Raw genomic sequence first — 20,071 nt, forward strand, 5'->3', positions numbered from 1 at the left:
TCACCTTCTTCTGCGATGTGCTTTTTTGCCCGCTTTTCTCCCTCGTACCGGACGCGTGCGACGCTTCCTCGATCCTCGTTTCGTCCGAGATCTCGAATGACTCCTTTTCTTCCTTCCGGCTCGAACGGAATTTTGCTGCACCGCATCCTTGATCGGGTGTCCCGAAGGCAACACGTTCAAATCGTGGTCGGGAACTTCCGTTACCTCTTCGAATCGATAACCTCTGTGCAGAAAGGCACTTTCCGAGGCAAACGGGCGTTTCGTGCCGTGTTCGACTAAATAAACGGTTGGCGCGCTCCCTCGCCATAAGGAGCTTCGTTGATATCCGGGCGAATGAGGCAATTGCTCGATTAATGCATCCAGTCGGGAACGGAAAGCTTCTACGCCGAACACCTGCTGGGACGACTGCGTGTTCCGATCTCCGACGGCCTTCAACAATCCTTCGTTGCTGAGCAACATATTCACTCGTTCGGTTATCCCGTTAACGTCGCCCGTGTTGACCAGAAACTCCTCATTGCCCGTCGCGGTCAAGATTTCCGAAAGGCCTCCCGACGCGAAGGCAACGACGCCCTTGCCGAACATAAGTCCCTCCAGCGCCGTCATGCCGAAACCTTCCGCTACGAGACTAGGGACAACCAACACGTCCATAACCGGAAAAGCATGTTGGATCTGTTCCGCGAAGGGCAAGAAGAGGAATCTGTCCCCGTAACCGGATTGCTGCGCAATCTTCTGGCAATTGCGGTAATACGTATCGTCGGCCGAGTTTCCGATGATAAGAAAACGTGCTCTGACATCGCTGAACGCAATCGGCAGCATCGCATTCACGAACTGCTCCAAGCCTTTGCTCGTATAGATCGTCGCAGCCAGATAACCCGCAACGCGGTGATACTCGCCCCAGCCGTACTGTTGCCGTAACCGAAGGCGGTGATATGCCCAGCTATTCGGAAGCAGCTCATCGCGGACCAAATACGGCGGCAACATGAACGTTTGCGCGGTCGGAGCAAGTTTCTGGATAGGTTGAAGCGTCGAATGGGAAATTCCGACGACCATGTCGCTATTCGCGGCTATGAGAGGGACGGAGACGTTGCGACCGGGCCTATCCATAATCGTCTCCATCATCGCCCAGATCGTCGGAATGCCCATCGATTTCGCCGCTAACGCGGGTAAAGGATGAACGCTTGTGTTCACTAACACGTAATCGGGCCGTTCTTCGGCTAGCAATGCATGTATCCGTCCCCATGACGAATGTCTCTTCATCGCTTCTAATTCCTCTAAGATCGTCGGGGCGGCCGTGTAAATGGAAATACATAGCGGAATATCCAGTACGATCGTTCTTACTCCAAGCGCTCTGACTTTCTCGGCGATCGCCCCCTGTTGGGGAACGACCATTACGCATTCAAACCGTCGGACCATCTCCCGAGTGAATAGGAATAACAGTTTTTCCGCTCCTGTGACGAACACCGGACTGCATATGTGGGAAAATAGTAGGAGTTTCGGTTTCGCCCCGTTCATGCCGCCGCATACCCATATCTGCTCATCGGTATGTTCGTCACCTCCTTTTGCCGAGTTGTACAATGTATGGAACTGCCGACTTTCACGGAGCGGCTATTAACCATTCATTGTCAAATCCATGAGCTGATTTAGTCGGGAAACATACGTGTGGTCCCGCAATGTCCGATAGAGGCCTCTTAACGCGATTTCTTGCCTTTCTTCCTCATGCTCCAAGTAGTAATCGACTTTGGCTGCCATGTCCTCCGGGGAGTCGTAAGTCACGATTTCAACTCCGGGAACATAGAATTGGGCGATATCTTCGCGCCAATCGGTTAATTGCAACGTTCCGGAAGCCGAAATCTCGAATGTTCGCGGGTTCGGAGAGACGGCGGTAATCCGGGCGCTGTTCTGATTAAAAGTTTCGTCGTCATGAGCCCGATGGGAATTGATGACGATTCGGTTCGCGTTGTATTTCTCCGAGGTTTCATCCGGCTCCATCCACTTGTCTAAGTCGATTAACCCTTTCCAACGCTCGTATTCGGCGAGTCGATCCCACCACATTCCGGAAATCCGCAAGCGCCTATGAGCCAGCAAGGGGATAGCTCGATTAAATAGCTCCACCCGATTCCAATAGGCGGTGCCTATGAAGCTGATCTCTCCGCGCATGGAGTGCGGCGTATTGCGCGGCCGGTAAGAACCCGGAAATACGCCAAGCGGCAAGTAGGAGACGCGGGCGCAACCGGAATTCGCGTAGTAGGGGAGACAATTGCGTTCCAACGTAAAGACGTGTTGATAGTGAACGGCAATGCCTGCGGTTATGTCCGTGTAATACGGATCGTCCGTAAACCATATCGCCGTTCGGATTCCCAGCGCGTTAATCGCTTGAACCTTCTCGTGCGAGAGATGCATGCCGTCCAAAGCAAGCATCATATCCGGTCTAACAGCAGCCGCGACAGATACGATGTCGTCATCCGGAACGACCAAGGTTACCTGCTGCGCGATCAGCTTAAGCGTTTCGACGATTCCGTTATCTAACGGGGTATAAGGGTAACCTTTGCCCGATGTCACGTAGAGAACATGGATCGGCCTTTTGACGGGTACGGGAGAAGCCTTACGAGCAACGGCTTCGCAACGGCCGAACCAATGTCCGTCCGTCCATCCCAGAGAATACCCGGCTGAGCGACCTTTACGATACTCCGGGTCTACTTTGCTTTCGGTCAAACGTCTTTTCGTTTTACTCAACCTTCATCCCTCCCGCGCTGATTCTTGCCGTAATGCATTAGGATTGAAGTCCGATTACGTTCAGCATCCTCCGAATCCGCTCGTTAAACGTATGATCCCGCTTCGTCCGCCGATAGCCTCTCATGGCGACGCGAAGACGTTCCTCCTCGTTCTTTAAATAGAAGTCCATCTGTTGAATCAGATGCTGAGCATTATCGAAGACGGCGATTTCCGATCCGATCGCGAAATGCTCGGGAAGCTCGCTCCGCATATCCGTCAATTGCAACGTTCCGCATGCCGCCATTTCGAACGTTCTAGGGTTAATCGATTCCGCCGGCCAATTGATTCCGTTCAGATTATCTTTGCCCGCTTCGGTCGTACGATGAAGATTAATGACGATTTTGGCTCCGTTGTAATACTTAGCGGTTTCCGGAACCTCGATCCACCCATCGTGAACGAACTTCGATAAAATCGGATACTGCTCCATCCTATCCCACAACTTGCCTCCGATAAGTACCCTCTTGTCTTGCAAATAAGGAGCGATCTGATCGAATAGCTCCACCCGGTTCCAGAACGCGATTCCGATGAAACAAATATCCGTTCGATATTGCTGGGGAACCGCCATAGGTTTGAATAGATCGAAATGAGCCGCGAGCGGCAAATGATAAACCTTCGAACAACCCAGAGATTGGTACAATCTGATGCATGATTTTTCATGGGTAAAAACATATTCGTAGCGCGGGGCGATCGTCATCGTATTGTCGGTTACGTAAGGGTCGTCGACAAACCAGATCACCGTCGGAATTCCCAAGCCTCGAATTGCATCGATCTGCTCCAGATGATCGGGAGGGAACACATGCAATCCATTCATTACGAGTACGGCATCCGGCCGATATTGCGCCGCTTGCAGCCGCATCTCCGCGGCCGACGCGATGCGGACTTCGGCTACCTCGGCTTGCAATGCGGCGATCACGCCTTGATCAATCGCTTCGAAGCCTTGCGGGACATAGAGAATACGCGCTTTGCTTGGCGTATGAACGACCTGCTGGATCCCTTCGTCGATCCCTTTGCTGGCTCCTAATCTCCAACCTTCCAACCAACCGCTCCGAAAGCCGTCATTGCGGCCTCGTTCCCTGTTTTTCACAATCGAATGGCTCCGCATCCTCATCACCCGCAATCAATATATGCGTTAGCGCAGGGTTGGACTTGGATACTTACCCGTCCAAGGGACGAATTTAGGCGGGCAAAAAGCGCCCGTTCTCTCGACAATGCGGGAGAACGGGCGCTTGACCAATCCAATATGCGTTTATTGAACGCGATGAACCTGAACGTACTCATCCACCCGATTACGTATTTCGATCGGGACGACCGTCGATTTCATCACGCCGTTACTGTAGTTCACCGTAAATTCGAATTCGTAAGGCCCGTTCGGAAGCTCTTCGAAAATCAGAACGGTATCTCGCTCGCGCAAAATTTCATTCCATAATGTAGAGATCGGAGAAGCGGGCTTTAAGCTTTTTTTCAGTTCGGCCGTGGCAGCCGCTTTTACGGCGATCGCCCGCGTTCCTGAAGCCCCCGTATCCGTTACGATGGCTTCAAGCACGAAAGCCTCTCCCGCCCAGAATACGTCCTCTCCGCGATATTTGCCAGGATACTTGGTATTCCAGTTCCATCGGTTCGCTTCCCATTCCGGCGTATGACTGACTTTACCGGAGATCGTGAGTTCTCCGATCGGAATCGGCTTGGTTACGCTATCCGTTGCTCCATGAATATCCGTAACCAGCAATGTAACCAAATAAACTCCCGCCCGATTTATCGTCTCTCCGCCTACGATATTCGTATCTTTGGTCGATCCCGTTTTCCTTTCGGCATCCGGTGCGACTATTGTCCATAAGTAGCTTAACGGATCGCCGTCCGGGTCCGTCGAACGATTTGCGATGTTTACGTTATCTCCTTCAAACACCGGTTTCGGCAACCAATCGAAATCGGCGATCGGTCCTCTGTTGATAATCGATATTCGTTGCGTAATCTGCGCGGACTGGCCTTTGGAATCCGTAACGACTTGCCTGACCTCGATAACGCCGAGCGAAGAGAAGCTAGTCGTCCATGTCCCGCGGTCGGTTGAGCGAATCGTCTCCAGACTGTTTTCCGTTACGTTGCGTACATAATACGCGTGCTTCAGATTCGCTGCTGGACCATCCTCCTTATCGTGAGCCGTGGAAGTAACGGAGAACGGTAAATTCATGTAACTTGATCCCGGCGTTATGGTGAAGCCGGCGATCGGAGGATCGTCCGGAACGACCGGCGTATCGATCTCGATCGTTTGTTCCGTCCAGTAGCTCCATGCGCTATACTCGTCTTTCACCTGCATCCCTACGCGATACTCCCCGACTTCCTGAGGCGTGACGAGCTTTTGATTCACCATCGTTCCGTTCGGCGTAACATAGTAGTGTCTCCATTCGAGAACGCCGCGCGTCGCTCTGTAGTCGATTCCCGTCGCTTCGGTGCTGTATTTCGTCGCGCTAAGCCATCGATCCGGGTCGTAGCTTTCGTCGCTCCACACGACCGATTTATTAACCGGATGGACCGAAACCGTGAATTGGGATACCGGGCGACGATGAACGGTGATGATTTGCCAGAATTCGTTCGACCACTTGCGATAATTGCCGAACTCCGTTGCCGGGAATAAGTAATTCGGGTGCGGGTCGTCCTGCGCTTTTAAGGTCACCCGATAATTACCGACTTTATCGAAGATCAGCGCGGGGCTCGCTAAAGTTTGCCCGTGTAACGCTGACAGGCCTTGGTTGTTTAGGAATTTCGGCGTATGCGAGATCGTCCATAGGTTATTTTGCGCGGCGGGATCGTTCTCGGGATCCGTATACACGATATTGCTATAGCGTACATTCGCCGTAGCGGAACCTTCATCCCAGATCGCATAGCTGGACAGCCATTCCACATCCGGATTGGATAGATCCTTCTGGCTAATACCCGAGAAGCTTACATAGGACTTGTCCGAGAAAGGTCCGAATTTGCCCGATTGGTAAGTCGCATCCGTTACTTCAAAATACGGAACGCCGTCCATGAACACCGCGATCTCATCGCCTTGCGTCAAGATCTTGAAGCCGTAGTCCGTATGGGATTGGAACGGGAAGTCGTTGCTGTCTAGTACGGTCCTATTGCCGTTAACATATTTGGATAGAAAGATTTTGCTACCGTCCATTTCAACCGCGTAGCGATATTTCGGATTCGTCATGCGAAACGATAGACCGGCTAATGTTGCATCCTCTTGCGGCGCATCCATATTTACGGTAAACGTATACTCCGCATCCTCATAAGCGTCCGGCGATACGAATTGACCGAGCTGGAATCCTTTGTACACTTCGGCATTAACCGGAGTTCCCACATCCAAAAACATGTGCGCTGAAGAAGATGGTCCGCCCCCTCCGCCTCCCGGCGCGTTCATCCAATAATCCGTATCGTACATCGACAAATACACGCCATCGCCAACATACTCACCGAACCGAATATATTTTGTAGTTTCTCCGCTGACGACCATCGGATAAGCTCTCTTCATATACTCGAAAGAACTGAAGTTATCATGCTTAACAAAAGCATTATCGATGGTGTTCGTCGCCCATCCGTAGCCGAAACTTCCATTGTGACCAATCGTAAAGCCTCCGCCGTTTCTTTGTACGGAAGAAGACGGACGTGCCATTCCCCAATCGCTTACGGCTCCGGTCGTTAAATCGACCAAGTTGCTAAAATAATCGCTGCCCCACATGCTGTTCCATATTGGTTTTGTTGATCTTGTGATCGCTTGTTTGGTAATCGGGTTAATGGCTAATACGGGTATAGTCTCCAAGTTCAGATCATACGGACCCGGTCTGGTTTCGGTTAACGTTGTACCTTTAATGCGAGCTTTAATGCCGATCGAATAATTCGGTTTGACTTGGACTAGGTAGAGTCCGGCTGGCGATTCCGGATTAAAATCCGGATCGAGATTAATCGTGTCGTTTTGGGCGGGTCTTGAGCAAGTGTTAATCATATACAGATATCGATTGCCGTCCGTGTCTTTCCAGTCCATCTTAGACATTGCACTCCACGAACACGTATAGAGCATTGGATCTTCGGTAAAAGGAATGCCTAATCCGTTTCTTCCCTTCCTAGCGTATGTATCTTGCGTCGCAGGTAGGGAAAGATCCTTTTGAACCGCCAGTTTCCCTTGTCGATCAAATTCTTGGATCGTATGACTACCCCAGTTTGGGGTGAGAACCAAGTTGTCACCGTGTACCGAAGATACGACGCTGCCACCCGCCAGTTTTACGCGTTCGCCTTTATCGTACGAACTGGCTAGAAATTCTCCGGTGTACGCATCGAACGTATGAATATCCAAGTAATTTTTCGAACCGGGATAGTAGCTGGTGCTTGATCCTTTCCCCTCGCTATAATAGTAAGCGGCAAACATCATCCGCTGATAAACAACATAAATTCGGCTACCCGTAATTTCGTATGTCAGGGGTTTCAATTGAACCTGTGCGCTTGAAGAAGCCTTTGAGAAATCACCCGAATCGGCTTGCGAATACCAATTACTCGCATTTTTTTTATCGTCTTCGGAATAATACGGAACACTGTATTTGGGGGCAGTCGAATTGGATAAATTCAAAATAAAGTCGTATGGATTCGGGCCATTCCATTTATGCACGAGATTTTGTTCCCAGTTATACCCGTTGCACAAACTCATGTCGGTCGATCCACCGCAGGTCAACCTATATTCCGTTGAATATGCGGGAATCTTCTTTTTGTTTAGCGCAAAAATATAAATGTTATCACCTTGGGTGTCGCCTTGGTCAAAATACATATAAGTCTTGTTGGTTCGTACTTTATTGTAAAATCTCGCAACACTTAAGTTCGTATAATCATCCCCGGCTGTATAGCCAGACCATTTCGTAGGGACAAGTAACGGCTGCGAACGACTTGAATCTCTCCAAGCCATAGATTTATACGGAGATAGATTATTCGGCCCGAATCCATTATCGGTTAACGAAGGGAATCCGCTTTGCGAGTCCCACCCCCCGCCGCCAAACCCGACCGATGCCATTGTTCTGAACTGCCTCTCCATGCCCTTTCCTAGCCCGGCAAGTAGAGTTTTTCCATCCTTGGACCACTTATAGGGACTATTCGTGGTCTTCGATGTCGTGTTCACATCATACAAGTCCCATTTCAGAATTTCACTGGCGGGGATCGAATCGTCCGTTGGCGGTTTCGGGATTTCATTTTCTCCTTCAATGAGGAACGAAACGCTTGGCGCTAAATTAACCGCATCGATAATCCTTGTGCTTTCCGGCTGCGTATCCGATACCCACGCGCATTTCCCCCAATCCTCGCACACCCTTGCATCGATCAGGTATTTGCCTACCTTTGCCGGGCGTAAAATGACCTTCGTAAGGTTGCCTCCCGTTAACGTCGTCCATGCCTCGTCGTATATCCCATCATTGTTCGCATCATACTTATATCGATAACTAATGCTTACGATTTTATCGCCGTCGGGACTATACGATTTATTGAAAATGTTATAGTCATTCACGCGAATCCCTAGCGGTGGAACATCCAGCTTTCCGATCGGCGGATCGTCGGGGATAACCAATAGCGTCGCTTGTGCGGGGTACAGTGATTTTAATCCTGCGCTGTCCACGACATCGAGCTTAATCGTTTCCGTACCGGGTGTCGCGTAGACGTCCCGTTTATTGTCCCATAGATATTGCGAGATCGCCCTTCCGATGGGACTATAGCTCCGTTCGCCCGTAAAAGGCTGCGGAAGCGGCCGATTCTCTTTGACCTTCGTCGGCCCGTCGATCTTCGCGATCGGATTTTCGGGGATGACGTTGATATAAGCCGTCCGTCTAGATTCCGCTCCGAACGTATCGCGGGCGATAACCGTAACGCTGTGAGAACCTAGCTCCGTCGCTTTAAGGTTATAATGACCTTCGTCATGCTCCCAAGCCCCGTACTCGTCCGGAAAACTCCGCACCCAAGCGCTAGAGCTATTGCCGAATAGCCAAGTGTAAGTAATCGCGTCGCCGTCAGGATCGTTAGGCAATGGCGGATTTTTCGTATTGTCTTGAATGACCCGTACGTTCACGCGCTGATTGATGACCACCTCTTGATCCGGAAAAATCCCGCTCCGATTATTTTCCCGGAAAAACCCGACCGAAAAATCCGGTGGACGATTGCTTGCCGGACTTTCGATAGTAAGCGGCTTAATATTTACCCAGCCTGAATTCGCGCAATCCGCGGTAACTTTAATTGAAATAAAATTCGTTCCAACGCCCAAATTGCTCGGATAGTTGGAGTAGGCGAATGGAGAGTCGGTCGTCTGCCCTCTAACTTTAGAGCTCGTCCAGGTGAAGCCATCCTTCTCAATTAAATACTCATGGTATAAATACGTACACGTCGCAGGGATCACAAAATCTTTCGGCTTCAGCGTGAAGCTATCCCTCCATTTGATATTTTGCGAGGGAAGGATATCGAAATTTCCGGTAATGTTCAAACTGTTTTCATAGAAAAAAGTAACATTTCCCGTCTTCTGAGAGGACGACAAATTCACCGTTGCAACTTTAACCGATAACACTTGATCAGAAAATCCGGTGTAACTAACATTACCTCCAATAACCTTCCCATAGGACGACTTTGGGTTTACGGTTTGGGTCGCCGGCAGTTTATCTGCCGTGATCGTTTCGGTTCCCTTCTGGGTATAAGTCCCGGTCGGTCCCGCCTTGACCATGTGCCTGACGTTAATTGTCCCTCCATCCTGTTGATAGTATAGATTTAGATAATATGTATCGTAGGTGCCGTTATATAAAAAGGATGGCGGAACCTCATCGATTCGGGTCCCTCCAGTCGGTACGCCTACCGTACTCTTCTTATATCCGACATAACTGTATGCTGGATTTGTTGCTGGCACGATTGAATAGGTTTGACCGCTGATCATGTTCGTAGATTGATCCGGAAACTGCGAATCAATGTTTTGGCCGCTTGTCGTGTAATGATGAACTTCTAGCTGACCCTGAAGCTCGATTTCAAACACTACCGGAACGAAAACTCGGAGAACCTTCATAGGATCTTTAACATCTGGGTAAGGATTAGCATCTTGATCGATTACATTGTACTCCTCAGGCGACTCAAGATCAGCACGTAGATTCACATGAAAGCGAATCGTATCAGTTCCCACTCCGGATTCATTCGATTTAACCGGATTGCTAGAGTTTGAACTTATATATCTGCTATAAGCATCAAAATCTTCAGTCGTCGTGCGTGATATATTAAAATAACGAATGTCTGCAAGACTTCCATTAAACTTACGAACTTTTATGCTTTTTACCTTACGGTTTGGGAATGAAAATGTGTAACCATGTTCCATCGGCATGTTCGGTTGACCCCAATAGTGATCTTTTGAAGTATCCCAAGAACCATTGTTCTTACTCCACAATTCAGTGTACATGAATCCTACCGCATACCGCATAGTCGAATTGGGGTTTTCAGGATCTGCAGTAGGTTGAATCCATCCATTACTCCCGAGTACAGCGGCATCAAGCTTTTCGGAATAAACTGGAAGGATCGAAAAGATGAAGGAAAGTATAAGTGAATAGGCAAGTAATCTTCTTTTCATCTAACTACTCTCCTATTTGAAAGGATTTTCAACAAAAATTAAGCCCGGATATTCAGCTGTAATAACTAAATAATCTGCATTTTCAATCTTGTAATTCTTCGACTCAGTATTAGGCGTAGAAACGCGATAATAATGGAATCTAAAATCACCGACATTTTCTTCAGTGAAATAACTGGCCGCTTTATAAATTGCAATTGAGTCTGGATTTAAGTAGCTGAGAGGTCTTCCCATTACACCTTTATCCGTCGTAGTCGCTCGAATTGAAACAGTGCCTTTACTTTCACGATAAGCTAGATCAAATCGATAATAAGCTTCTCCGCGGATGGTAAAAGGTAAATCATCAGCACTCACAAGATATACCTTAGTGGCAGTTTTGCAACCCTCAAAGCATGACTCCATCAAATGTTCTTTCCCCACAAAATACTTCACATAAGGTTTAATATCCGTTAACTCCACAATATCCTTCAACTCCGGTATATCCTTGCTCCCGATCCAAACGAACTTCGTCACTTTATCCCACTCGACTTTCTCCCCCATCGCTTCGGATATAAAGCGTAAAGGCACGTAAGTACGGCCATTAACCGCCGTCGCCGCAAGTCCGAGAGTGACCGGCTCTCCGTTCACGGTTGCTGTTTTTTCGCCGATGACGAGGACGATAGTGCGGTCGCCTTTGAAGATCGTGATTTCATTGCCCTTCAGTTTAAGGCTCCCTCCAAGCTTGTCCGAAACAAACCTTAATGGAACAAGGACTTGATTGTTTTCCAGCTTCGGTTTCTGATCGGGAAAATTAACTTTGCGCGCGTTGACGAGTACTTCGATCGATTGCACGCCGACTTTCGGAATATCGTTTGTATTCTCTTTAGCGGCAACCGTTGCTACAGGCACAACCAACAAAACGGCAATAAGAAGGATAGAACTTAAGCGCGATAAGTTTCTCATTACGAATCTCTCCCTTGAGTTTCAAGTCGTTTACTGACCGTCTAGCATCGATATACTTACATTTCGTTCGGCTCTATCGTTTAGCTCAAGCAACCGCGGTTTGCTTACCGGATCCACGACGCGGACCGCAAGCCACTCCTCCAACATAACCACCGTCTCCGCGCGGGATGAAGCCTTATTCAAGCCCATCGTCCCATCCGGATAACCAGCTACTATCCCTGTTCCATATGCCAGCGCGATAGATGGCAAATCTTTGTTCTGGAAATGGGCATGATCCGAGAAGGGCAAATTTTCTTTATTCAAATCGGCAAACGCGTCGAAATAAGCCGCATATGCTTGTTCAACGGCCAACGTTCGAGCTATGATCCGAATGATCTCTAGTCTTCTAATCGGTTTTATGTAATCGGTAGAATCCGTCTCCTCCAACAATCCGAACTCGAACGCGGCCGCCACGTACCCCTGATACCAAGGAGATCCACCTTGCGAATTCGGCAGTTTGAGCGCTTCGACGACCATTTTGATAAACTCGGCTCTCGTTACCGCTTTCGAGGAATCGAAAGTCCCGTCCGAGTATCCGCTCACATAACCTTTCTTTACGGCTTGTCCGATTAACCCGCTTGCCCAATGGCTTTCGTTCACGTCTTTGAAATCTTTCGAATCCGCGGCCTCCGCTTGCCCGGCAGCCAACGATCCGCAAACAAGCATCGCCAGAATAAGCAAGGTTTTACTCATCATCCGTCTCCTTCCAATGTCGAACTACGAAAAAAAACACCAGCAAACAAGGGTAAATACTCCCTAGTTGGCGTGGTGCTTCCTCGCGCTGAATATCCTGTTTTTAGTTAATTTATTATATTAACAACATTTCTGTTAAGTCAACTATTATTCTGTCGCATTATCGGATTTTTTGCCGATGCCGTTTAATAACGACTGTCTTCAACGTCGATATTGGGATATAACGAGGAAAATAACATGCCGTATTGATAATAAAACCCATCCTTGTCGTAATACATCACTTTGAGCGTGCTTTTCGTCTCCTCCTTCGGGGTTACTGCAGAACTGCATCCCGCGAGTTTAAGGGATTCTTACGAAAAAAACATAAATAGCCACCCGGCATCCTTTCCTCGCCCGGTGGCATCCCATACTTTACTCCTCTTATACCTGTTGCTCATAAGCGATTTGATGCCCATCCTCGAAGCCTTTGCTAAAGCCTGCATTATAGCCGTCGTTGTACGCTTGATTAAAGCCGGCATTGTAAGCGGAACTGCCGCCTACGATTTGCTGCCTTCTCCCTCTGCTTCGACGCATCAAGGCTTTTCGCGAGCGCAGTTTACCTTTTCCTGTTCGGATTTTACCACGACGATTGAGTTTTCCCGTTTTCTTGGAGCCCCGTCGTCCGGCAACGGATTTCTTGGTTCCGCCTCTAACGGAACGTGAGGAACGCGTTTTGCGCTTCAATCGGAGACACCTCCAGCATTTCGATTACTTGGTCTAATGCCAGCGGCTAGCCAAGGTGATGTCGGCCTCCCCCGGACAGGCGGACGCCAGCTCGTTCCGGATACCGTTCTTAATAAAGCCCCCTGCATGCCGGTCAAGACGCGCACATGCTCATGGAGAGTCGCGGGAGAAACGCCGGCGGCTCCGGTAACGTCTCCTACGCTTTCCAATATTTTAGCCAAGGCGGCTTGGCTTCTCGTTATCGCTCCCATGAGCTGAAGCTTAATTTCCCATTCTCGTTGCAGCGGGTTCATTTGTCCCGATCTCCATCCATACCTCCGAACATGGAAGCCATGTTATCGCCATCATCGGTGTCCGGATTTATGATGACTTTCATATTACGGCTTAAACCGTTGCACAGCTTGGTAAGTCCGTCGATAATCTCGAGATTCTGCTCGTTGACTTGCAGACAAGTGCTCAATTGATCGCTATGGCCTTCGTACGTATCGTTCGTGATGTGGGTACATAACCAATTTCGAACCTTTTCCGCTTCGGCTGCTTTTGCCTCTAAGATCATCGCTACGTTCCACTGCATTTTCGCAATGGCGTCTAGCGTAAGGTGATAGGCTTCCTCCCGACTCATCCCTCCTGCCCCCCTCTCCCGATCAAACCTTTATTCTTCATCCGGGGAATCTCCCATCGCCTTCACGACGTTCGTCATGCTATCGGCGACCGCTTCCTGCAAATCCGCCAGACTGTTCAAATAAGAGATAACGCCTTTTGTTACGTTTGAGGAACTATCAAGAAGTCCATCCAGGCCGTTTAACTGGGGATGTTCATCCGGCAACGCCTGAACCAAATGCGCCATACGCACGGCCACATGCCGTTTCGCATCCAATATCCTGGCCATCTGCTGATGTGATTTGGACAAATGAACGACGATCTCCGTCAACAATTCCTGCATGCTGCCGCATCCCCTATCCTTAACGATTCCCTATTCATGTAGCTGCTCGCTAACGTCTATTCACCTACAGCATATGCCGCCATTCAGCGCTTGCCACAGGACCAAGCGCCCACATTGTCGGATGCCCGCACCTTCTTGGAAACGAACGGTTAACAAAAAGCCTACTACCGATCCCGGCTAAGGACCACTAATAGGCTCATCTATCCGTTGTTCTTCGACATGCAACATCGTTTTACAGCACTTGGCGAAGCAATGGCGGAGAAATAATCGGAAGTCCTTGTACTCGCTCCGACAACATCTCCGGCGTTATCGTCTTCGTAGGCTTAAGGTGCAGGTTCCAAGCCTGCAAGACCGCTTTACTGATCACTCGCCGCGCTATTCCGTTCTCCAGGTGAAAGATCTTTTCGTCCGGAAGAGTAACGACTCCCGTCTCCATTCCCGTCGCATCGCCCGAACTACGCCAACGCTTTTCCACCTCGCCGGAGGAAATCGGTTCTCCCAGCGGCCAACGACGAAGATCGACCTGCGAGATTCGTACGACGGGGAACGAGATCTCCCCTTCGACTACCCTCCGTTTGCCATGCTCGATCCAATAGTAATTCGCTCCGACCGCCTTTACGACGATCTGCTCCGGATAGAAGCTTGCCACATGCTCTAATGAGCCCAGATTAAGCTCGTCATGTTGACGAGCGTGATCGATCCATTCGTAAGGATTATGCCATTTGTCCATAAAATAAACCTGGTTCCGGTCGTTCACTTCTTGAAACCGATCTCCCAGAGCCTTCATGCTGACGCTGCCGAAATGATGGATGAACGTATCTTGAGCCATGACAAGGTTCTTGCCGAGCAGCCTCACCCGGATGTTATAATCGTCATCCTCGAAGTTCCCGATCTCGAAGCCTTCGTCGAAATAACCGATTCCTTCGAATAACTCCCTGCGGAACAATAAGCAAAACCCTGTCAGTCGATCGATCTGGCACCAACGCGAAGGATCCGATACGTTATTTTCGCGCGCAAACCTCGGCATATCCGCAATATCGTCGTAGGGAACGTTAATTTTCTGATCCCCGCTAATATAATTGGTTACGGGCCCTACCATGCCGATGCTTTCATCGCTTAACAAGCAAGTCAGCAAATTATCCAACCAATTGTCCGTAACGAGAATGTCATTGTTCAGCAACAGAATCGTTCTTCCTTTGGCCATCATCATACCGGAGTTAATCGCGCCCGCAAACCCTCTGTTCTGATCCAGCAAGCGATAACGAACTTGCCCGCCAAGTCCCTGGAGATAAGCAGCCGTTCCATCCGATGAAGCATTGTCCACGACGATGATTTCGTAAGGCAAATCCGTGTTTTCCATAATGCTGTCGATACATTGCATCAACATGTTCAGCTGGTTAAACGTCGGAATCACGATGCTTGTTCCTTCGAATAACGTCGGGTAGCTTTGAATGCCGGAATGCACGCCTTCCCGGTAGCCTTCGTCATACCCTGTTTGGAACTTCGCTAAGCGCACGTCTCCTTTAGGTCGCGAGCCTTTACGTCTACTCTTGCGCTTGATCTTGGAGGCATCCGAAGCGGAACTTGGCTTAGGATGCTTGATGCGACCGGCTTTCGTTCTCTCGGCAGTCATTTCATTTCACCTCCTATGGCGTTGATTCATTTCTTTCGGGGTGCGCCAACCCGGCCATCCGATTCGCCAAGTGTCCGAAATCAAAGGTCACCTTCCCGCCGACGCCGGCGAGATGAACCGCGATCGGAATCGCCGCAATCCCGGCAGCTACAAGCGCGATATCGTAATCGTAAGCATTGGCTTCAGCCACGACTCGAGGATAATCGGCATATCCGTTAACCGGAGTAATGACCCCCGTCACCTCAACCCCTTGCATAATCAAAGCTTCGCTTAGCTGAGCGGCGACATCGCCGATAACGAGAACTTTACGTCCTCTAAGCAATTTCAACAGCAACCCCTGCTCCTCCAGCAAGTAGTTCATTGTCGATGTGGTATACCGCAGCTTCTCGTACTCGATTCCATGCGCCCTAAGGACCGCAAATAGAAGAGGTTGAAAATAAGACGCGCGCGACATCGGGACACCGATCAATGATGCCACCTTCACGCAAGTCGCCAGCTCGTCTCGCGCCTCGAGATTCGGGATATTCACGCCGGCATAGGGCAGGAAATACCCTGCGCGGCTGATTTCTTCAAGAGAAAGCACCTTTTCCTGCGCCAAAGTAAGCAGTTCGCCGTCTCCCAGTCTGATGAAAGCATAGGACTTCTTCCCCCGCAATGCTTCTTCGAGCTCCCGGTAAACCGCATTGCTATCTAGAAGAGGTATCCCTCGGTTTTTTAATACTTGAACGCCGGCAGCGACGGCCTCGCGAACGGTAAGATCGGGAATAATGAGATCGGACGGGAGATGCTCCTCCAATATTCTCTCACCACCCGCGATTAACCCTTCTTGATAACCTTGGTCATAGCTCAATCGGGCAATTGGCGTCTCTAACTGTTTCTCTGCCTGTTTCTCTTCCAACGGCAGGATCGTCGTCGTTTTTCGCCTCTGATCGTATCGGCGTTTCCTCGTCCCTCCTCTCCTGCGGACGCGATTTCTTTTGCTTTTCGCTAGCTTTGGAGCAAGTTTTGCTAGCTTTGGGGTAAATTTTGCTAGCTTTGCCTTCCCCTTAGTTGACCTAGGTTCGCCTTTCTCGGGCTTTGAAGCCATCTTAACCGACTTAGAAGGAATGGGGGATACGGCCGAATGGACCGGTTTACGCAAGCCGGTGATGCTCATGTAATAGCCCCCTTTAATCTCCTTCCAGCCTCTTCTAGCGATTCGAACGTTCCGGCGTCCGTCCACCAACCCGTAAGTTCCTTATACGTAAGCTTGCCGTTCTGGGCATACGCGTTGTTCACGTCGGTGATTTCGAGCTCCCCTCTGCGGGAAGGCTTAACGCCGTCGATCATATCGAATACTTCGGAATCGTAAAAATAAAGACCCGTCACGCAAAAGTCGGATTGAGGCAGCTCCGGCTTCTCTTCGATTAGAACGATTCGGCCGCTCGTCTCATCCAGCTTAGGAACACCGTAACGGCGAGGATCGTCGACTTTCTTCAGAAGAACCATCGCGCCGTTCGTCTGCTTCTCGTATTGCTCGCAATAAGGTTTCAAGCTTTCCTCGAATAAATTATCCCCCAACAACACGATGAATTTATCCTTCGGCAGAATCAGAGGCCTCGCGAGTTCCAATGCCTGCGCGATGCCGCCGGCTTCCTCTTGCACGCGATAGATTATGGACACTCCCCAATCCCTGCCGCTGCCGAGTACGTCCGCAAAGCTACCCAGAGCTGCCCGATTGGTTACGATAACGATATCCCTAATTCCCGAGTCGCGTAATTTCGTAATGCCGTAACAGATCATCGGATACGATCCGACGGGAAGTAAGTGTTTGTTCGTCCAGTAGGTGAGCGGTTTAAGACGCGTTCCCGTTCCACCCGCCAGTATGACAGCCTTCAAAGCAATTCCTCCTCGTAGTTAGGAGCGGAGTATGTTTCTCAGATGAATACTCTCGGATCCAAATTCCATTTGTCCATGAACATCCGGTAGTTACGCTCGACAAGCTGTTGTTGCTTGAGTTCGCCTTCATTCTTAAAGCTGGCGCTGCCCTCGTGAAATATTAAGGCATCGTGGCAGACGAGAAGGCTGAATCCGTGAAGCCGGGTTCGTAGACAGAAATCGTCGTCTTCGTAATGTCCCGGCGAGAACCGTTCGTCCAAGAGGCCGATCTTCTCCATCAGGCTGCGGCGAAAAACAAAACAAAAACCAACGATTCTTTCGACCCTAACCCATTTCGCATAATCCGAGACGTTAACCTCTACCGCGATTCTTTGAAATTCCGCTAGATCCTCGAAAGGGTATTGTACTTGCTGCGATCCGCTAGCGTAATTCGTCACAGGCCCGACAATGCCGACTTCGGAAGAACTAAGAAGCGCCGCAGACATGTTGCTTAGCCAATTTTTCGTAACAACCGTATCGTTGTTCAACAGAACAAGCGTGTCTCCGGAAGAGAGCCGCAAACCTTTGTTGCAAGCAATCGGGAAACCTTCATTCCGTGGCAAGGAAAGCAGCGCAAGATTCTGTTGCATACACCAAGATGCCGTTCCGTCCGTTGAACCGTTATCTACGACAATGATTTCATAAGGCATTTCCGTATACTGGCGGATGGAGTAAATGCATCTTTGCAGTAAATCGAGCCGATTGTACGTCGGAATGATGATGGAAGCTCTGGTCATCCCTCCCACTCCCCTAACACGCTTCGGTTCCGTTGGGTATCCGCGAATTGCAATCGACTGCCCCTGGCGCTCATCGCTTCTCTCCACGCCTCCGCATGATCTCCGGCCGCTTTTCTCCACTTCTGCTCCGTATCTTCGTTTCTTGCAAATCTTCGGACTCCCGCCGATCCTCCGAACCCGATACGCAAGCCTTTCAGAATGGCTAAAGCATGAGCCTTAACGGGGATGGCGAAAGCCGCGGCCCCGAGAGTATCGAAGGCATTCCGGGAAACCGCGAACGGGAGATTGGACAACGAATTGATCTTCAAATCTCCCCGGTTCAAACTCGTATTCAGAAACTCGTGAAACCGATCGATCTCTCCCCGTTGATGGAACAATCCCATCTGACCGGAAACGTCGTTAAGGGCAATATCGGATTTGCCCTCGCATTCCCATATAAATCGAGCCAACTGATCAGCAGGAACCGTCTTCTCCCCGTCAACGAACAGGATCATGTCCGCTCCTGTCAATTTGGCGCCCAGAGCCCGTCCAATGTCCGGTTCGACTTTCTCGGGCAGGTAGGCGATTACCGTTTTCGGATCGTTTCTCGCTAGCGCGAACAACCATTCGGACGGTTTGCCAAGAACGATAACGACCTCTTGCAGCGGCAACGCGGCCAATTGCAGCAGCACTTCCTGCAACGAGGCTTCATTCGTTCCGGCACAGACTACGGCGGCTGCGTGATTGCGCAAAGGGACCGGAGAAATATTTATATGTCTTCCAGCACCCTGCATGAACCCTTCGGAATAACTTTTTCCTCTGGCCTGCACGAGTTTCCAATCCGTATTCGAAGCTCGATTCGTTTCCAAGAACCTCTGATTCCATTTCCTATGAATGATTTCTCTTAGCGAATCCGGACGATTGTCATCGGCCGAACTTCCGCGCCATTCGATTCCGTCCTTCAAGCCCGCTGAATGATCCATCGGACGCCCGGCTTGAGCTCGAATGCGAGTCCTTCGCGCCCCATTGCGATTGGGAACCCTCTGCCTCGATTTCATTTTCCTCTTCACTCGGTCGACTCGAACGGGAGAACGAGCCTTAACGGATTTAGCGGAACGGCGCGGACGATTTCCCCTTCGGAGTTGACTTTTCATTCTCGTTATCTCACCATCCATCTTTGACGGGCTCCATCTTCATATCCGCCCCTGGAATCCGATTTCCTTATCCACCATTGGATCGCCTCCAGGTGATCGCCAACGATCAGCGGCTCCAAAGAATTCGTGCGCTCTCGTTTCGCCCGGATCGGATTCAGCATCCCGACGTTAACGGGAATAATCCGTTTGACCTTCAAGCCTTCATGGATCGCCACCGTATGCGCCAGAGGCGGTACGGATAACGACGATGCTCCGATGACGGACAGCGCATTGCGGCTAATCGCGTGCGGGATAGCCGTCATCGACGCGCCTTGAAGATCCGATCTCCCGAGCAACGAATTCAGTGCATGCTTGGCGAGAACGACGCCATGAACGACAGGCTTGTTGACCGGGCCGGAATAATCGTTCAAAGCAACGTCGGTGCCTTGCGCCACCGCATCCACGAAAGCCCTGAGTTTACCGGCGGGAATAACCATATCGGCATCGATAAACAGCAAAATGTTGCCTATGGCTTCCCTAGCTCCGATCGATCTTCCTATGTCATGGCCAAGCGGACGATCATAGACGAGCACCTTGGCGCCGCTTCTCCTTGCAATCTCCAACGATCCGTCGGTCGACCCGTTCACGACGACGATAACTTCCGTATGGGGATGCACGCGAAAAGCTTCTTGAATTACTTTTCTAAGCGTTTTACGCTCATTCATAACGGGAATGATGACCGATACGTAAGGAGCGGACCACGGATCAAGGGGCGGACGAGGATTTTCGACTTCCTTGCCGAAGGTTTTCCTTCCCCCTCTTACAGGTCGTTTGCGCACGTTTCTCGCATTTCGAATTTTAGGAGCACGGGAACCCTTCTTCCCGATCTTGTTCGCCAATCCATTCACCCCCTCAGGCTCGGGCAACGGTATACATGACATTGTATGTGTGACGTGT

At 50.1% G+C, this 20,071-nt stretch carries 16 protein-coding genes; all 16 read right to left on the bottom strand.

The features are described 5' to 3' along the window. The 16 genes from HH215_RS13305 to HH215_RS13380 all read right to left on the bottom strand — a co-directional run bounded on the left by HH215_RS13305 (window position 1) and on the right by HH215_RS13380 (window position 20,013). Window positions 1–1,575 carry a glycosyltransferase family 4 protein gene (locus HH215_RS13305; protein ID WP_169280352.1) on the bottom strand — a complete coding sequence of 525 codons (1,575 nt, stop codon included), beginning with the start codon at window positions 1,573–1,575 and terminating at the stop codon, window positions 1–3. 33 nt (window positions 1,576–1,608) lie between these two features. Continuing rightward, complete coding sequence (locus HH215_RS13310) at window positions 1,609–2,733, bottom strand: CgeB family protein (protein ID WP_169280353.1); 1,125 nt, start codon at window positions 2,731–2,733, stop codon at window positions 1,609–1,611. Between the two features lie 37 nt (window positions 2,734–2,770). Continuing rightward, window positions 2,771–3,856, bottom strand: coding sequence for a CgeB family protein (locus HH215_RS13315; protein WP_254450470.1), 1,086 nt, complete (start codon window positions 3,854–3,856; stop codon window positions 2,771–2,773). Window positions 3,857–4,018: 162 nt separating this feature from the next. Next, window positions 4,019–9,826 carry a PKD domain-containing protein gene (locus tag HH215_RS13320; protein WP_169280355.1) on the bottom strand — a complete coding sequence of 1,936 codons (5,808 nt, stop codon included), beginning with the start codon at window positions 9,824–9,826 and terminating at the stop codon, window positions 4,019–4,021. A gap of 564 nt (window positions 9,827–10,390) precedes the next feature. Then, window positions 10,391–11,317, bottom strand: coding sequence for a stalk domain-containing protein (locus HH215_RS13325; RefSeq protein ID WP_169280356.1), 927 nt, complete (start codon window positions 11,315–11,317; stop codon window positions 10,391–10,393). 30 nt (window positions 11,318–11,347) lie between these two features. Beyond that, window positions 11,348–12,052, bottom strand: coding sequence for an S-layer homology domain-containing protein (locus HH215_RS13330; RefSeq protein WP_169280357.1), 705 nt, complete (start codon window positions 12,050–12,052; stop codon window positions 11,348–11,350). Window positions 12,053–12,469: 417 nt separating this feature from the next. Beyond that, on the bottom strand, window positions 12,470–12,772 hold the full coding sequence (locus HH215_RS13335; protein ID WP_169280358.1) for a hypothetical protein: 303 nt from the start codon (window positions 12,770–12,772) through the stop codon (window positions 12,470–12,472). After that, entirely contained in the window at window positions 12,769–13,065 is a 297-nt protein-coding gene (locus HH215_RS13340; protein ID WP_169280359.1) for a hypothetical protein, read from the bottom strand. Before HH215_RS13340 ends, HH215_RS13335 begins: the two co-directional genes overlap by 4 nt. Then, entirely contained in the window at window positions 13,062–13,394 is a 333-nt protein-coding gene (locus HH215_RS13345) for an alpha-helical endospore appendage domain-containing protein (RefSeq protein WP_169280360.1), read from the bottom strand. The genes HH215_RS13340 and HH215_RS13345 overlap by 4 nt, the downstream gene beginning before the upstream one ends. A 30-nt stretch (window positions 13,395–13,424) precedes the next feature. After that, complete coding sequence (locus tag HH215_RS13350) at window positions 13,425–13,715, bottom strand: nucleoside-diphosphate sugar epimerase (RefSeq protein WP_169280361.1); 291 nt, start codon at window positions 13,713–13,715, stop codon at window positions 13,425–13,427. A 232-nt stretch (window positions 13,716–13,947) separates the two neighbouring features. Next, the gene (locus HH215_RS13355) at window positions 13,948–15,348 is read right to left on the bottom strand and encodes a glycosyltransferase family 2 protein (RefSeq protein ID WP_169280362.1); all 1,401 of its coding nucleotides are present in this window, start codon (window positions 15,346–15,348) and stop codon (window positions 13,948–13,950) included. Between the two features lie 13 nt (window positions 15,349–15,361). Further along, window positions 15,362–16,504, bottom strand: coding sequence for a GT-D fold domain-containing protein (locus tag HH215_RS13360; RefSeq protein WP_169280363.1), 1,143 nt, complete (start codon window positions 16,502–16,504; stop codon window positions 15,362–15,364). Then, on the bottom strand, window positions 16,501–17,226 hold the full coding sequence (locus HH215_RS13365; RefSeq protein WP_169280364.1) for a sugar phosphate nucleotidyltransferase: 726 nt from the start codon (window positions 17,224–17,226) through the stop codon (window positions 16,501–16,503). The genes HH215_RS13360 and HH215_RS13365 overlap by 4 nt, the downstream gene beginning before the upstream one ends. A gap of 38 nt (window positions 17,227–17,264) precedes the next feature. Then, entirely contained in the window at window positions 17,265–18,002 is a 738-nt protein-coding gene (locus tag HH215_RS13370) for a glycosyltransferase family 2 protein (RefSeq protein ID WP_169280365.1), read from the bottom strand. Continuing rightward, entirely contained in the window at window positions 17,999–18,964 is a 966-nt protein-coding gene (locus tag HH215_RS13375) for a family 2 glycosyl transferase (RefSeq protein ID WP_169280366.1), read from the bottom strand. The genes HH215_RS13370 and HH215_RS13375 overlap by 4 nt, the downstream gene beginning before the upstream one ends. 176 nt (window positions 18,965–19,140) lie before the next feature. Then, entirely contained in the window at window positions 19,141–20,013 is an 873-nt protein-coding gene (locus HH215_RS13380) for a glycosyltransferase family 2 protein (protein ID WP_254450471.1), read from the bottom strand. Window positions 20,014–20,071 lie beyond the last annotated feature (58 nt).

This window comes from Cohnella herbarum (genome assembly GCF_012849095.1).
In the GTDB taxonomy this organism is placed as follows: Bacteria; Bacillota; Bacilli; order Paenibacillales; family Paenibacillaceae; genus Cohnella; species Cohnella herbarum.

Bases quoted from the DNA above. Each gene is read 5' to 3' on its own strand.
- HH215_RS13320 (WP_169280355.1), bottom strand. From the start codon at position 9,826: ATGAAGGTTCTCCGAGTTTTCGTTCCGGTAGTGTTTGAAATCGAGCTT.
- HH215_RS13325 (WP_169280356.1), bottom strand. From the start codon at position 11,317: ATGAGAAACTTATCGCGCTTAAGTTCTATCCTTCTTATTGCCGTTTTG.
- HH215_RS13330 (WP_169280357.1), bottom strand. From the start codon at position 12,052: ATGATGAGTAAAACCTTGCTTATTCTGGCGATGCTTGTTTGCGGATCG.
- HH215_RS13340 (WP_169280359.1), bottom strand. From the start codon at position 13,065: ATGAACCCGCTGCAACGAGAATGGGAAATTAAGCTTCAGCTCATGGGA.
- HH215_RS13345 (WP_169280360.1), bottom strand. From the start codon at position 13,394: ATGAGTCGGGAGGAAGCCTATCACCTTACGCTAGACGCCATTGCGAAA.
- HH215_RS13350 (WP_169280361.1), bottom strand. From the start codon at position 13,715: ATGCAGGAATTGTTGACGGAGATCGTCGTTCATTTGTCCAAATCACAT.
- HH215_RS13355 (WP_169280362.1), bottom strand. From the start codon at position 15,348: ATGACTGCCGAGAGAACGAAAGCCGGTCGCATCAAGCATCCTAAGCCA.
- HH215_RS13360 (WP_169280363.1), bottom strand. From the start codon at position 16,504: ATGAGCATCACCGGCTTGCGTAAACCGGTCCATTCGGCCGTATCCCCC.
- HH215_RS13370 (WP_169280365.1), bottom strand. From the start codon at position 18,002: ATGACCAGAGCTTCCATCATCATTCCGACGTACAATCGGCTCGATTTA.
- HH215_RS13375 (WP_169280366.1), bottom strand. From the start codon at position 18,964: ATGGATCATTCAGCGGGCTTGAAGGACGGAATCGAATGGCGCGGAAGT.